Origin of the sequence: Exiguobacterium sp. s146, assembly GCF_018618415.1 — a bacterium.
Lineage (GTDB): Bacteria > Bacillota > Bacilli > Exiguobacteriales > Exiguobacteriaceae > Exiguobacterium.
Window position 1 is genome coordinate 982,838 of the sequence record NZ_JACSMA010000001.1, and the last position, 13,831, is coordinate 996,668.

Here is a 13,831-nt window from a genome sequence, read left to right on the forward strand (position 1 = left end):
CCGTTAAATTTGTTACAATAGAGGCGACTTGACGAACAGGGGGGAAGACTTGTGCATATACTCGTCTTAAATGGACCGAATTTGAATCTGCTCGGGAAGCGGGAACCGGACGTATACGGGGACGTCTCGTTGAAGGGATTGACGGCGGAACTCTTGCTCGCCGCCCCGGAGGATGTTCAGTTGACGTTCGTCCAATCTAACCATGAAGGCGAACTGATCGACGCGCTCCATGAAGCGTACGATTATGCGGGGGTCATCTTCAACGCGGGGGCGTACACACATACGTCGATTGCGCTCCGGGATGCCATCGCCGCCATCAAGGCCCCGGTCGTCGAAGTACATATTTCGAACGTGCATGCACGGGAGTCGTTTCGTCATGAATCGAAACTTGCCGCCGTCTGTCTCGGTGTCATCAGCGGTTTCGGTTTGACGAGCTATACGCTCGCGTTGCAGGCATTGCTCGCACATTGGAGGAATCGACATGATTGAACGGGTCAACAAACTGCAAGCTCAGCTAGAAGCGAACGGCATCGACGGATTGCTCGTGACGAAACGGGAGAACATCCGCTACTTATCTGGTTTCACCGGGTCGAGCGGTGTCCTCGTCATCACGGCACAGTCGGCAAGCTTCATCACCGATTTCCGCTACACGGAACAAGCTGCGAGCCAAGTGAAGGGCTTCGACATCATCGAGCATAAGACGTCGCTCATCAAGTCGGTCGCAGACGTCGTGACGGAGCAAGCGGTGAAGCGCCTCGGCATCGAACAAGATGACATGACGGTCGGTCAGTTCCGGACGTATGAAAAAGAAGTCGCAGCCGAGCTCGTCGAAACGTCAGGAATCGTTGAAAAGCTACGCTTGATTAAGGATGAGTCAGAGATTAAGATAATGAAGGAAGCCGCGGCGATTGCGGACGCGGCGTTTACGCACATCCAAACGTTCATCCGTCCAGGGCGGACCGAAAAAGAAGTCGCGAATGAATTGGAAATGTTCATGAGGGCCCAAGGCGCGGACTCATCTTCATTCGATATGATCGTCGCGTCAGGGCACCGCTCGGCATTGCCGCACGGTGTGGCGAGCGACAAGGTCATCGAGGCCGGTGAGCTCGTGACACTCGATTTCGGTGCTTACTATCAAGGGTACTGCTCGGACATCACACGTACGCTCGCCATCGGGGATATCTCGGACGAGTTGCGCACGATTTACGATACGGTGCTCCGGGCTCAACTCGCAGGTGTCGAGGGCACGAAAGCCGGCATCACAGGAATCGAGGCGGACGCGTTAACACGTGACGTCATCAAAGAAGCGGGCTACGGTGAATACTTCGGACATTCGACAGGACATGGTCTCGGCATGGAAGTGCATGAGGCGCCAGGATTGTCGTTCCGTTCGGAGACGGTACTCGAGCCGGGGATGGTCGTCACGATTGAACCAGGGATTTACATCGCCGGTGTCGGCGGTTGCCGCATCGAGGATGACGTGGTCGTCACGGAGACAGGAAACATCCGTCTCACGCAGTCGCCAAAAGAGTTAATTACGATTGAGGCTTGAGCTTCAGCTCATTTTAGGAGGAAATCAATATGGTATCAGTGAACGATTTAAAAACAGGCTTAACGGTCAAGACGTCTGACGGTTCGATTTGGCAAGTCATCGAGTTCCAACACGTCAAGCCAGGTAAAGGCGCGGCCTTCGTCCGCACGAAAATGCGTAACTTGCGCACGGGTGCGATTCAAGAGACGACGTTCCGTGGCGGCGAGCGCATCGAGCGCGCGCACATCGAGCGGAAACGCATGCAGTACCTCTATCCGATGGGCGACACGTACGTGTTCATGGACACGGAGTCGTATGAACAGCTCGAATTGACGGGCGAGCAAGTGAAAGCGGCGCTCCCGTACATGCTCGAGAACATGGAAGTGAGTATCGCGGACTATGACGGCGAGATTCTCGGTATCGAGCTCCCGACGACGGTCGTCTTGACGATTGTCGAAGCCGATCCAGGCGTCAAAGGCGACACGGCATCGAACGTGAAGAAAAACGCGACGGTCGAAACAGGCCACATCATTCAAGTGCCGCTCTTCATCGAGCCAGGCGAAAAAGTAACGGTCGACACGCGCACAGGCGAGTTCACAGGCCGCTATAACGGGTAAACCAAGAGGTGTCCATTCTTCGGAATGGGCCCTTTTTTTGTCGTTGCATTCACTGGTCTGACCAGTTATAGTAGAGTAGAGATTAGTACCAGGTATAAACAGGGGGTTATTTCATGCAAATCGAACACATTAAAGAGCTGATCACATTACTCGATCAGACGTCCGTTCACGAGATGGAACTCGAGACGCCGGAGTTTAAACTTTCATTGAAAAAAGAAGCGGCCCCACAATTCGCCGCTACTCATACACCAATCGTGCACGCGGCCCCGGTCGCAGCACCTGCGCCTGTCACCGAGACAGAACAAGAATCGGCACCGACACCTGCGCCGAGCAACTTGCGCACGATCACATCACCGATGGTCGGGACGTTCTATTCGCGCCCGGCGCCGGACAAAGACGCTTACGTTCAAGTCGGCGACCGTGTCGAAGCCGGACAAGTCGTCTGTATTTTAGAAGCGATGAAACTGTTCAACGATGTCGAGACGGAAATCAGCGGGGAGATCGTCGAGATCCTCGTCGCAGATGGCGATTTAGTCGAATACGGCCAAGCGCTCTTCAGCGTGAAGTGAGGTATTTATGAAACTACTCATTGCCAACCGTGGAGAGATTGCGGTCCGCATCATTCGGGCCGCGAAAGAGTTGAATATCCCGACGGTCGCCGTCTTCTCGGAAGCAGACCGCGAGGCGTTACACGTCCGTCTGGCCGATGAGGCGTACTGCATCGGGCCGAACCCGTCGAAAGACTCCTATTTGAATATCCCGAACATCCTATCGGTCGCGTGCGCGGTCGATGCGACGATGATTCACCCAGGGTATGGTTTCTTGGCCGAGAATGCCGAGTTCGCCGAGATGAGCGAGGCGTGCGGCATCCAATTTGTCGGACCGAGCAGCTATGCGATTCGGAAGATGGGCATCAAGGACGAGGCGAAACGAACGATGATCGAGTCGGGCGTTCCGGTCGTCCCGGGCTCGAGCGGAGTCGTCACCGATGAGGAAGCAATCGAACTCGCCCGTGAAATCGGATATCCGGTCATCATCAAGGCGACGGCCGGAGGCGGCGGACGTGGAATCCGGGTCGCTTTCGACGAGTCCGAGCTCGTGAAAGGGCTCACCGACACGCGGAAAGAAGCAAAGCAGGCGTTCGGCAACGGTGACGTCTATTTGGAAAAATATATCGAGTCGTTCCGCCACGTCGAGGTGCAAGTGCTCGCCGATCAATACGGCAACGTCATCCATCTCGGGGAGCGGGACTGTACGATTCAGCGCCGGATGCAGAAGTTGGTCGAGGAAGCACCGTCTCCAGTCATCGATGAGACGACCCGTCAAGCGATGGGCGACGCGGCCGTGAAAGCGGCGAAAGCGATTCAGTATTCGGGTGCGGGTACGATCGAGTTCATCTACGTGCCGGAATCGAACGAGTTTTATTTCATGGAGATGAACACGCGGATTCAGGTCGAACATCCGGTAACCGAAATGATTACCGGCTTCGACCTCGTCCAAGCGCAACTCGAAGTCGCGCTCGGGCATCCGCTGGCCATCAGCCAATCGGATATCACGTTCGGCGGCCACTCGATCGAGTGCCGCATAAACGCGGAAGACCCGTTTGCGGATTTCCGTCCGATGGCCGGAAAAATCGATCAGTATATCGTTCCTGGCGGCATGGGCGTCCGGGTCGACAGCGGTCTCTATGCCGGTGCCGTCATCCCGCCGTTCTATGATTCGATGGTGGCGAAACTGATTGTTCATGCGCCGACGCGGGAAGAGGCGATTGCGAAGATGCTTCGCGCCCTCGACGAGTTCACGGTATCGGGCATCCACACGACGATTCCGTTCCATCAACAAGTCATGGCCCACGAGCGTTTCCGGACGGGTGCGTTCGACACGAAATTTGTCGAAAAAGAAATGACGCTCACAAAATGAGCTTGACCAGGAAGCCCGAACATTATTTGGGCTTCCTGGTTTTTTGTACTGAATTTATGGAGGCTTTATGCTAAACTATCACAATGAAAGCATGCAAAAGGAGAGTATCTGAATGAAACGTCATGAAGCACGGGAAAAAGCGATTCAAACGCTTTTTCAAATCGAAGTATCAAAACTTGAGGTAGACGAGGCCATCGAATTTGCCCTCGATGGCATGGATTCGGATCCATTCTACGAACAACTCGTCGTTGAGACGTTAGAAAAGAAAGACGAGATTGATGAATTGCTCATCGAGAACTTGAAAAACTGGAGACTCGACCGTCTCGGAAATGTCGAGCGGACGATTCTCCGCATGGCGACGTACGAATTGCTCTACGTCGAGACGATTCCGGACAAAGTGACGATCAACGAGGCGGTCGAACTCGCCAAATCGTTCGCCGATGAAGAAGCGGCCAAGCTCGTCAACGGCGTGCTCGGCAATATCATCAAAGCGTAAGCGAAGACAAGCATACGGTCTGTTAAACAAATAGAGAAGACACCACACCAACTACAGAGAAACCTAAGACAACGGGGGATGAGAGAGATGGCAGTAGTGATCGACGGGAAACAAATCGCAGCATCATATCGGGAGACGTTGAAAGAACGGGTCAGTGCGTTACGCGCACGAGGTATCGTACCGAAATTGAAAGTCATTTTGATTGGGGATGATCCGGCGAGCCACAGCTACGTCCGGGGAAAAGAACGGGCGGCGGCTGAAATCGGCATCGATTCGCAAGTGATTCGCTTCGATGACACGATTTCAGAACGGGAAGTGCTCGAACTGATTGATTCGATGAACGCGGACGACGCGTTGCACGGCATTCTCGTGCAGTTGCCGTTACCGAAGCATATCGATGAGAATCGCGTCATCATGCGCATCTCACCGGACAAAGACGTGGATGGGTTCCATCCGACGAACGTTGGGAAGATGATGCTCGGTCTCGAGACACTATTGCCATGTACACCACACGGGATTCTGCACCTCGTCAAGACGCAGACCGACTTGGTCGGCAAGCACGTCGTCGTCGTCGGTCGCAGCCAAATCGTCGGGAAACCGGTCGGGATGCTGTTCTTGAACGAATCCGCCACCGTGACCTACTGTCATTCGAAGACGGATGACCTCGGGGCGATGACACGTCAGGCCGATATTTTGATTGTCGCCGTCGGTCGGGCCGGTCTCGTCACAGCGGACATGATCAAACCTGGGGCAATCGTCATCGATGTCGGTGTCAACCGCGTCAACGGCCGTCTCGTCGGGGATGTCGACTTTTCCGGTGTTCGTGATGTCGCGAGTGCCATCACGCCTGTTCCGGGTGGTGTCGGCCCGATGACGATTACGATGCTCATGCATAATACGGTCGAGGTCGCCTCTCGTGGCTAATCCGATTCAAGTTTCCGAAGTCGTCCACTACGTGAAGCGCCAGCTCGACGATGACCCGATTCTGCAACAACTTGCCGTCATCGGCGAAATCTCGAACTTCAAACGGTACGCTTCCGGGCACTGTTATTTCACCCTCAAAGACGAATCCTCTCGGATGAAGGCGGTTATGTTCTCGCGTGACGCTCGGACACTCAATTTTGAACCAAAAGACGGGATGAACGTGATCGTCGTCGCCCGTGTGACGATGTACGAGTCGACCGGTGACATCCAGCTGTACGTCGAACTGATGCGACAGGACGGCATCGGGATGTTGTTCGAACGCTATGAGGCGCGAAAACGCGAACTCGAGGCGAAGGGGTGGTTCGCAGCAGAACGGAAACGTCCACTGCCGGCTTTCCCGGAGCGAATCGGGATTGTCACCTCGCCGAAAGGTGCGGCCCTTCACGATATCGCCACGACACTTAGACGACGTGCGCCGCACGTGGCCATCACGTTCGCGCCCGTCGCCGTCCAAGGCGATCAATCTGCCCCGCAAGTGGCGAGCGCGATTCGGTGGATGAACGAACGGACCGATTGCGACGTATTGATCGTCGGCCGTGGTGGCGGGTCAATCGAAGAGTTATGGGCGTTCAACGAGGACGTCGTCGTCGAGGCGATTTATGAATCCAGGATTCCTGTCATCTCGGCCGTCGGGCACGAGACCGATTTCACGTTGGCTGACTTTGTCGCCGACGTGCGGGCCGCGACGCCGACAGCGGCTGCGGAACTCGCAACAGCGACGATCGAGGCGCAACGAAAAGACGTCGAGCGGTTATCGTCCCAGTTGACCCGGACCGTCACGAATCAGATGTCGTCGATTCGGGAACGGCTCGGTCGGGCGACGAACAGTTACGGTTTGAAGTCGCCCCGTTTCACGCTCACCCAAAAACGGGAGCGGTTCGAACAAGCCGAGATTCGGCTCGAGCAAGGTGTCACGAAGCAAGTGACGCATGCCAAACACCGCCTTGCCCAGTCCCGACAACAGCTCGATGTCAGGAAGCTGGCGCAGACGCTTCATCGCAACGATGAGACACACCGTCAACTCGACGGTCGCCTGAAGCGCATTCGGCCACTCGAACGACCGGCGGACCGCTTCGCAGCTCAAGTCGGCCGCTTGAACGCGGTCAGCCCGCTCGCCGTGCTCGCTCGGGGCTATACGTTCATCGAGCAGGACGGGACGTACGTGAAAGATGTCAAACAACTACATGACGGCCTGGTCACGATCCGATTTCGGGATGGCCACGCCGTTGCGGAAGTGAAGGAGAGACATGATGGCGAAACAACCAGCAGAACAGACGTTTGAAGCGGCGCTCGCCCGCCTCGAGGAAATCGTGACGCAACTCGAGACGGGAGAAGTCGCCCTTGAAGAGGCGATGACGCTCTATGAGGAAGGGGTCCGCTTGTCGGCACTTTGTCAGACGAAGTTGACGGCAGCGGAACAGAAGATGGATGAGATTCTCGAACTCGACGGAACTCTCCGTGAAAAGGGTGGCACCGTATGAGTGCGCACGTCTATCTCCAAGAGTGGAAACAGGAAGTCGAGACGGCGACACGCCGTCTTATCGGTGAGGCGTCGATGCCGGAACGTTTATTCCAGTCGATGATGTACTCACTCGAGGCAGGCGGGAAACGGATTCGTCCGGCTCTCCTTTATGCCGTCCTCGATACATACGGCCGTCCGCGGGCGCTCGGTCATGAAGCGGCCGTCGCCCTCGAGATGGTCCACACGTACTCCCTCATCCATGACGACCTTCCGGCGATGGATGATGACGACGTCAGGCGTGGCCGTCCGACGAATCACCGCCAGTTCGATGAGGCGACCGCGATTCTTGCGGGTGACGCCTTGTTGACGGACGCGTTCCGAATCTTGGCTCAGGCGGAACTCGAACCGGCGAAGAGCGTCGCGCTTATCGCCCGCTTCAGTGAAGCGGCAGGCAGCGCCGGCATGGTCGGGGGGCAGCTCGATGACATGCTCGCCGAAAAACGTACTGGAGTGTCGCTGTCGACTTTGCAATCGATTCATGAGCGGAAGACGGGGGCACTCCTCGTCTACGCCCTTGAAGCGGGTGCGATTTTGGCGGACGCCCCGGTAGCAGACCGGCAGGCGCTCGTTCGCTTCGGGAAACATCTCGGGGTCGCCTTCCAAATCCAAGACGATATTTTGGACGTCGAAGGAGACGAGGCGCTCATCGGCAAGCGGGTCGGTTCGGACGAAGGCAACGATAAAGCGACGTACCCGAAGCTGCTCGGTCTCGATGGGGCGAAGCAAGCGCTCGAACGGGAAGTCACGGGAAGTGAGGCCGCATTGGCTGAACTATCGGTCGAGGCCCCGCGTTTACGAGAGCTTCTCGACTTCGTCGTACAGCGCAATCATTAATCTCGGTGACACGATGAGCACATCGTGTCACCTTTGTTTTTGTGAATGTATAGCATCTATGGACACATTCTTGTAAAATGTAAGGTACGAATCAGTAATAAGATAGGAGAAAGGATGGTCATCATGGACTTGACATCCATTCAAGACCCGTCATTTTTAAAAAGGATGTCGGTGCCCGAGTTAGAAGCACTCGGCGCGGACATCAGACGGTTTTTGATTGAAAAATTGGCTGAAACGGGAGGGCACTTGGGACCAAACCTAGGGGTTGTCGAATTGACGCTTGCCTTGCACCGTGTATTTGACAGTCCGAAAGACCAACTCGTATGGGATGTAGGGCATCAAGCCTACGTCCACAAAATTTTGACAGGCCGGACGAGCCAGTTCGACACACTCCGCCAATACAACGGCTTATGTGGGTTCCCGAAGCGTTGTGAGAGCGATCACGACGTCTGGGAGACGGGCCACAGCTCGACGTCCTTATCGGCCGCGATGGGAATCGCTATCGCGAACGAATTGAAAGGCCGCACGAACGACCGGGCCATCGCCATCATCGGGGACGGGGCGCTCACTGGGGGGATGGCGCTCGAAGCACTGAACCATATCGGCGCCGAAAAACAAAACGTCATCGTCATCTTGAACGACAATGAGATGTCAATCGCGCCGAACGTCGGTGCGATGCACAACATGCTCGGCCGGATGCGCTCGTCTCGTAAACTGAAACACGCCCGTGAGGAAGTCGAGACGCTCATCAAACACATCCCGATCGTCGGCAATTCGCTCGAACGGAGCGGGGAACGCGTGAAGGATATGCTGAAATCAGCGCTCATCCCGGGGACGTTCTTCGAAGAGCTCGGCTTCACGTACTTCGGACCGACAGACGGTCATGATTTACGCGATCTGCTCGAGACGCTCGAGTACGCCAAGAAAATCGATGGGCCGGTCATCGTCCACGTCATCACGAAAAAAGGGAAGGGCTATCGCCCGGCCGAACTCGATGGTGTTGGCACGTGGCACGGTCTCGGACCGTATAAAATCGAGTCTGGCGAAGTCATCAAAGGCAAGGTCAAAGGACCGAGCTATTCGAAGGTCGTCGCGGAGACGATTACGAAAGTCGCCGAGACGGACGAGCGCGTGACACTCATCACACCAGCGATGAGCGTCGGCTCGAAACTCGATTGCTTCAACAAGCAATTCCCAGAGCGGATGTTTGACGTCGGCATCGCCGAACAGCATGCGGTCACATTGGCCGGGGGACAAGCGACACAAGGCTTGAAGCCGGTCGTCTCGATTTATTCGACGTTCTTCCAACGTGCCTATGATCAGCTCGTGCACGACATTTGCCGTCAAAACTTGAACGTCGTCTTCACGATTGACCGTTCTGGTCTCGTCGGAGCGGACGGGGAGACGCATCAAGGGGTATTCGATATCGCCTTTATGCGTCACGTGCCGAACATTCGCATCTTGATGGCGAAAGATGAGGACGAATTGCAACATCTCGTCTATTCGGCCTTGAAGTATGACGACGGTCCGATTGCCGTCCGGTTCCCGCGTGGGGAGGGAATCGGCACACCGATGAGCGAGACCCTCCGCGAATTACCGCTCGATGTGTGGGAGACGGTCGCAGATGGGACGGACGTCGCCATCTTGACGTTCGGTCCGCAAGTGCAAGACGCGCTCGAAGTGCGCGCCCTGCTTGAAGGTCAAGTGAGCGTCCGCGTCATCAACGCCCGGACGATCAAGCCGCTCGACGATGCCATGCTCTCCGCTTTATATGCGGAAGGCATCCCGCTCGTCACGTTAGAGGAAGCGGCACTCGCCGGCGGATTCGGCAGCAGTGTGCTCGAACATGCGAGCGATGCCGGCCAGTTCCCGCGCGTGCTCCGACTCGGCATTCCGGACCGCTATATCGAACACGGCGGCGTCAATCAGCTGCTCGAAGAAATCGGGCTCCGTCCGACGCAAATCGCTGACTCGGTTCAGCAGTTCGTTCAAGTGACAAATCGACAGAATGTGTGAGGAACTATGGAAAAACGAAAGAAAACTAGATTAGATGTGCTCCTCGTCGACCGCGGTTTAGCGGAGACGAGAGAGAAGGCGAAGCGGTCGGTCATGGCCGGGCTCGTCTATAGCGGGACCGAGCGGCTCGATAAGGCCGGCGACAAAGTGTTCGACGACATCCCGCTCGAAGTGAAAGGCCAGGTGTTGCCATACGTCGGACGGGGCGGACTGAAGCTTGAAAAAGCGCTCCAAGTCTTCCCGTTCGATGTGGCGGGTAACATCGGTATCGATATCGGCTCATCGACAGGCGGGTTCACTGATTGTGCGCTCCAAAACGGGGCCACGCAGATGTATGCGGTCGATGTCGGCTATAACCAGTTGGCATGGAAGCTTCGGAGCGACGACCGCGTCGTCGTCATGGAGCGGATGAACTTCCGCCATGCGACCGCGGACCAGTTCCCGGTGGCGCCGGATTTCGCGACAATCGATGTCTCGTTCATTTCGCTCCGGCTCATGATTCCGCCGCTGAAGACGATTTTGAAGCCGGGCGGTATCGTCATGGCGCTCGTCAAGCCGCAATTTGAGGCCGGGAAGGCCGATGTCGGCAAAAAAGGCATCGTCCGGGATCGGGCCATACATGAACGGGTCGTCGACGACATGGTCCGTTACTTCGCCTCGGAAGGGTTCGAAGTCGCGGGACTCGATTTTTCACCAATCACGGGTGGGGATGGGAATATCGAATTCTTGTTATTCGCCCGTTTCACAGGTGTCGGCAGTGTCGACCCTGCCATCGACGTGGACGCGGTCATCGACGCCGCCCACGCACAATTGAAGAAGAACGCTTGAGCTGCAGACGTTTCGTCTGCAGCTTTTTCATGCGTGGATGCGACCGACTGGGGAAATCATCCTGCGAATGCTAGACCTTTTTTCGACAATACTTTAGAATGATACTGAGTATGTGAAACAACAAATGAGGTGTCAGCGAGTATGAATAAAGGACAGCGTTTGATTAAAATTCGAGAAATCGTGACAAACCGTGAAATCGAGACGCAAGACGAGCTCGTCGACGAGCTGCATCGCTCTGGATATCCAGTGACCCAGGCAACGGTGTCACGGGACATTAAAGAGCTCCATCTCGTCAAAGTACCGCTCAATGACGGCCGCTATAAATATAGTCTGCCGGCCGATCAGCGCTTTAACCCGTACGGCAAAATGAAGCGGATTCTCGGTGACAGCTTCGTCTCGGTCGACTCGGCCCAAAACTTGGTCGTCATGAAAGTGTTGCCCGGCAATGCGGATGCGATCGGTGTGTTGATCGACCACTTGTCATGGGATGAGTTGATTGGCACGGTGTGTGGCGATGATACGATTTTGATGATTGCCCGGGACGAAGCGCAAGCGAAGCGAATCATCGAACGACTACTCGGAATGTTATGAGGTGAATTATCGTATGTTAGCAGAACTATCGATCAAACAATTTGCGATCATCGATGAACTGAATATCACGTTCAAGCGTGGGATGACCGTATTGACGGGTGAGACCGGGGCGGGGAAATCCATCTTACTCGATGCCATCGGCCTGCTCGTCGGGGGCCGCGGTTCGAGTGAGTTCGTCCGCTATGGCCAAGACAAGGCAGAAATCGAAGGGCTGTTCAACGTCGAACCCGATCATCCGATTATCGAAGCGGCGACGCAATACGGTATCGAGATTGAAGAAGGGACCGTCATCTTGCGCCGCGACCTACATAGCAGCGGAAAGAGCGTTTGCCGTGTCAACGGCAAGATGATGCCGTTGTCGACACTTCGCGAGCTCGGACGTCTACTCGTCGATATTCACGGCCAGCATGAGCACCAACACTTGATGGATGCCGAATACCATCTCGGCATTTTGGATAGTTTTGCCGAAGCCGAGCTCGCGCCGCTCCTTGAGCGTTATCGTGAGGCTTATGTCGATTGGAAGAACGTCGCCGATGAGTTGAAACGATTGAGTCAAAGCGAACAAGAGCTGGCCCAGCGGATGGACCTGCTCGCGTTCCAGACGAATGAGATTGAGGCGGCCGAACTAAAAGTCGGCGAAGAACAGGCGCTCACCGAGGAACGGAATGAGCTCGCCAACTTCGAGCGGATTCATCAGCACGTCCGGTTATCGTATGAGGCCGTCGCGGACGAATCGAAAGGGCTCGACCAAATCGGGATCGCCATGCGAGAGATGGAGGAAGCGTCCTCGCTGTCGACATCACTTGCGCCGATGGCTGAGACGATCTCGAACGCTTACTTCTTGCTCGAGGACGCCAAATTCCAGTTGCGGGACCAGCTCGACTCGCTCGAGTTCGACCCAATCCGTCTTGACGAGATTGAGACGAGGCTCGCCTTGTTCCAACAGTTGAAACGAAAATACGGGGCCACGATTGATGAGGTCATCACATATGGGGAGAAAATCGCCGAAGAGTTAAAATCGATGACGAATCGGGAAGAACACTTGCAAGAACTCTCGGACCGGCTCGCCCGGCTCGAGCAACAAGTGCGCACGACCGGACTCGCGTTATCGGCAGCCCGCAAACAAGCGGCGACCGAGCTCGAGAAAGCGATTCAGCGTGAATTGAAAGAATTGTATATGGAGAAGACCCAGTTCGAAGTTCGATTCAAAGAAGGGCCGTTCAAAGCGGACGGACTCGACCAAGTCGAATTCTATATGATGACGAACGTCGGGGAACCGTTCAAACCGCTCGCCAAAGTGGCATCAGGCGGAGAACTGTCGCGTGTCATGCTCGCGTTGAAGTCAATTTTCTCGCGCACGGTCGGTGTCGCGTCCATCATCTTCGATGAAGTCGATACAGGCGTGTCGGGACGTGTCGCCCAAGCGATGGGTGAGAAGATTTTCCGCCTGTCGGTCGGGTCGCAAGTGCTCTGCATCACCCACTTGGCCCAAGTCGCCGCCATGGCCGACCAGCACTTGTATATCACGAAGACGGAGACGGATGAGCGCACGAAGACGAACGTCTCGACGCTCGGCCATGCCGACCGGGTCGATGAGCTCGGACGGATGATTGCCGGGGCGCAGATGACGGATTTGACGAAGCAACACGTGGAGGAACTGCTCACCATGTCCCTCCAATTAAAACGGAAGTTTATCGAAGGGGTGTCTTAATTGATCACATTATGCATCGCGGACGACAATCGAGAAATCGTCGATTTGTTGACCCGCCAACTCGAGTCCGAAGACGATTTAAAAGTCGTCGGGACCGCCTACGACGGCGAGGCATGCTTAGACGTCGTCAAGACACACCAGCCGGACGTGCTTCTGCTCGACATCATCATGCCTCACCTAGACGGTATCGGTGTCCTCGAACGATTACAGACGGAATTGGCGCACGCCAAGCCGGAAGTGATTATGCTCAGTGCGTTCGGGAAAGATGAGGTCACGAAGCAGGCCGTGCAACTCGGCGCTTCTTACTTTTTGGTCAAGCCGTTCAACATTCAACAACTGATCACGAAAATCCGTGAACTCGCCGCCGGTTCGAGCCGAGAGTTCGAGGCGATGTCGCCGGAAGAACTCGATATCTCGTTGTTGTTGCAACAGCTCGGCATCTCGCCGCGCATCAAAGGATTCAAGTACATCCGTCAAGCCGTCGTGTACGTCCGGGAGCGTCAGGAACTGCTCGGATTGATTACGAAGGAGCTTTATCCGATGGTCGCGAAAGAACATGAGACGACTTCGTCGCGTGTCGAGCGGGCGATGCGTCACGCCATCAAGACGGCTTGGGAAAACGGGATGCGCGATCATGAGATGTTCGACGGACGCCCCGAGCGCGAACGCAGTCCGAAAAACTCGGAATTCATCTCCTATTTCGTCACGTATCAATCGTTCAAACAACAATAAACGATCAGGAGGCCCTCCTCCTGATTTTCTTTTACTTTGTGAAAGAAAG

At 55.5% G+C, this 13,831-nt stretch carries 15 protein-coding genes; all 15 read left to right on the forward strand.

Annotation, left to right across the window (positions count from 1 at the left end; genetic code table 11):
• Positions 1–51: 51 nt before the first annotated feature.
• The 15 genes from aroQ (at position 52) to spo0A (ending at position 13,782) form a co-directional block, all read left to right on the forward strand.
• Entirely contained in the window at positions 52–489 is a 438-nt protein-coding gene (aroQ, locus tag KNP83_RS05065; RefSeq protein WP_128122294.1) for a type II 3-dehydroquinate dehydratase, read from the forward strand.
• Positions 485–1,552: a M24 family metallopeptidase gene (locus tag KNP83_RS05070; protein WP_483297897.1), complete on the forward strand. Its 1,068-nt coding sequence runs from the start codon at positions 485–487 to the stop codon at positions 1,550–1,552. The genes aroQ and KNP83_RS05070 overlap by 5 nt, the downstream gene beginning before the upstream one ends.
• 29 nt (positions 1,553–1,581) lie before the next feature.
• The gene (gene efp, locus KNP83_RS05075) at positions 1,582–2,148 is read left to right on the forward strand and encodes an elongation factor P (protein WP_021067706.1); all 567 of its coding nucleotides are present in this window, start codon (positions 1,582–1,584) and stop codon (positions 2,146–2,148) included.
• Between the two features lie 113 nt (positions 2,149–2,261).
• Positions 2,262–2,717 (forward strand): acetyl-CoA carboxylase biotin carboxyl carrier protein, encoded by a 456-nt coding sequence (gene accB, locus KNP83_RS05080; RefSeq protein WP_214761092.1) that lies wholly within the window; start codon positions 2,262–2,264, stop codon positions 2,715–2,717.
• 7 nt (positions 2,718–2,724) lie between these two features.
• Positions 2,725–4,068: an acetyl-CoA carboxylase biotin carboxylase subunit gene (gene accC / locus KNP83_RS05085; RefSeq protein ID WP_214761095.1), complete on the forward strand. Its 1,344-nt coding sequence runs from the start codon at positions 2,725–2,727 to the stop codon at positions 4,066–4,068.
• Positions 4,069–4,180: 112 nt separating this feature from the next.
• Entirely contained in the window at positions 4,181–4,564 is a 384-nt protein-coding gene (gene nusB, locus KNP83_RS05090; RefSeq protein WP_214720370.1) for a transcription antitermination factor NusB, read from the forward strand.
• An 87-nt stretch (positions 4,565–4,651) separates the two neighbouring features.
• Complete coding sequence (gene folD / locus KNP83_RS05095; RefSeq protein ID WP_214761097.1) at positions 4,652–5,488, forward strand: bifunctional methylenetetrahydrofolate dehydrogenase/methenyltetrahydrofolate cyclohydrolase FolD; 837 nt, start codon at positions 4,652–4,654, stop codon at positions 5,486–5,488.
• Complete coding sequence (xseA, locus tag KNP83_RS05100; protein ID WP_214761099.1) at positions 5,481–6,830, forward strand: exodeoxyribonuclease VII large subunit; 1,350 nt, start codon at positions 5,481–5,483, stop codon at positions 6,828–6,830. Before folD ends, xseA begins: the two co-directional genes overlap by 8 nt.
• On the forward strand, positions 6,799–7,029 hold the full coding sequence (gene xseB, locus KNP83_RS05105) for an exodeoxyribonuclease VII small subunit (RefSeq protein ID WP_214761101.1): 231 nt from the start codon (positions 6,799–6,801) through the stop codon (positions 7,027–7,029). The genes xseA and xseB overlap by 32 nt, the downstream gene beginning before the upstream one ends.
• Positions 7,026–7,904: a polyprenyl synthetase family protein gene (locus KNP83_RS05110; RefSeq protein WP_214761103.1), complete on the forward strand. Its 879-nt coding sequence runs from the start codon at positions 7,026–7,028 to the stop codon at positions 7,902–7,904. Before xseB ends, KNP83_RS05110 begins: the two co-directional genes overlap by 4 nt.
• Positions 7,905–8,027: 123 nt before the next feature.
• On the forward strand, positions 8,028–9,920 hold the full coding sequence (dxs, locus tag KNP83_RS05115; RefSeq protein WP_214761105.1) for a 1-deoxy-D-xylulose-5-phosphate synthase: 1,893 nt from the start codon (positions 8,028–8,030) through the stop codon (positions 9,918–9,920).
• A gap of 6 nt (positions 9,921–9,926) precedes the next feature.
• Entirely contained in the window at positions 9,927–10,748 is an 822-nt protein-coding gene (locus tag KNP83_RS05120; RefSeq protein ID WP_214761107.1) for a TlyA family RNA methyltransferase, read from the forward strand.
• Positions 10,749–10,889: 141 nt separating this feature from the next.
• Positions 10,890–11,339, forward strand: a complete 450-nt coding sequence (ahrC, locus tag KNP83_RS05125) for a transcriptional regulator AhrC/ArgR (RefSeq protein WP_214761110.1) — start codon at positions 10,890–10,892, stop codon at positions 11,337–11,339.
• Between the two features lie 13 nt (positions 11,340–11,352).
• Entirely contained in the window at positions 11,353–13,050 is a 1,698-nt protein-coding gene (gene recN / locus KNP83_RS05130; RefSeq protein WP_214761112.1) for a DNA repair protein RecN, read from the forward strand.
• Positions 13,051–13,782, forward strand: coding sequence for a sporulation transcription factor Spo0A (spo0A, locus tag KNP83_RS05135; protein ID WP_214753187.1), 732 nt, complete (start codon positions 13,051–13,053; stop codon positions 13,780–13,782).
• Positions 13,783–13,831 lie beyond the last annotated feature (49 nt).

What these genes read in the sequence shown, in the direction of transcription:
- efp (WP_021067706.1), top strand. Translation starts at nt 1,582, where the DNA reads ATGGTATCAGTGAACGATTTAAAAACAGGCTTAACGGTCAAGACGTCT.
- accB (WP_214761092.1), top strand. Translation starts at nt 2,262, where the DNA reads ATGCAAATCGAACACATTAAAGAGCTGATCACATTACTCGATCAGACG.
- accC (WP_214761095.1), top strand. Translation starts at nt 2,725, where the DNA reads ATGAAACTACTCATTGCCAACCGTGGAGAGATTGCGGTCCGCATCATT.
- nusB (WP_214720370.1), top strand. Translation starts at nt 4,181, where the DNA reads ATGAAACGTCATGAAGCACGGGAAAAAGCGATTCAAACGCTTTTTCAA.
- folD (WP_214761097.1), top strand. Translation starts at nt 4,652, where the DNA reads ATGGCAGTAGTGATCGACGGGAAACAAATCGCAGCATCATATCGGGAG.
- xseB (WP_214761101.1), top strand. Translation starts at nt 6,799, where the DNA reads ATGGCGAAACAACCAGCAGAACAGACGTTTGAAGCGGCGCTCGCCCGC.
- KNP83_RS05110 (WP_214761103.1), top strand. Translation starts at nt 7,026, where the DNA reads ATGAGTGCGCACGTCTATCTCCAAGAGTGGAAACAGGAAGTCGAGACG.
- dxs (WP_214761105.1), top strand. Translation starts at nt 8,028, where the DNA reads ATGGACTTGACATCCATTCAAGACCCGTCATTTTTAAAAAGGATGTCG.
- KNP83_RS05120 (WP_214761107.1), top strand. Translation starts at nt 9,927, where the DNA reads ATGGAAAAACGAAAGAAAACTAGATTAGATGTGCTCCTCGTCGACCGC.
- ahrC (WP_214761110.1), top strand. Translation starts at nt 10,890, where the DNA reads ATGAATAAAGGACAGCGTTTGATTAAAATTCGAGAAATCGTGACAAAC.
- recN (WP_214761112.1), top strand. Translation starts at nt 11,353, where the DNA reads ATGTTAGCAGAACTATCGATCAAACAATTTGCGATCATCGATGAACTG.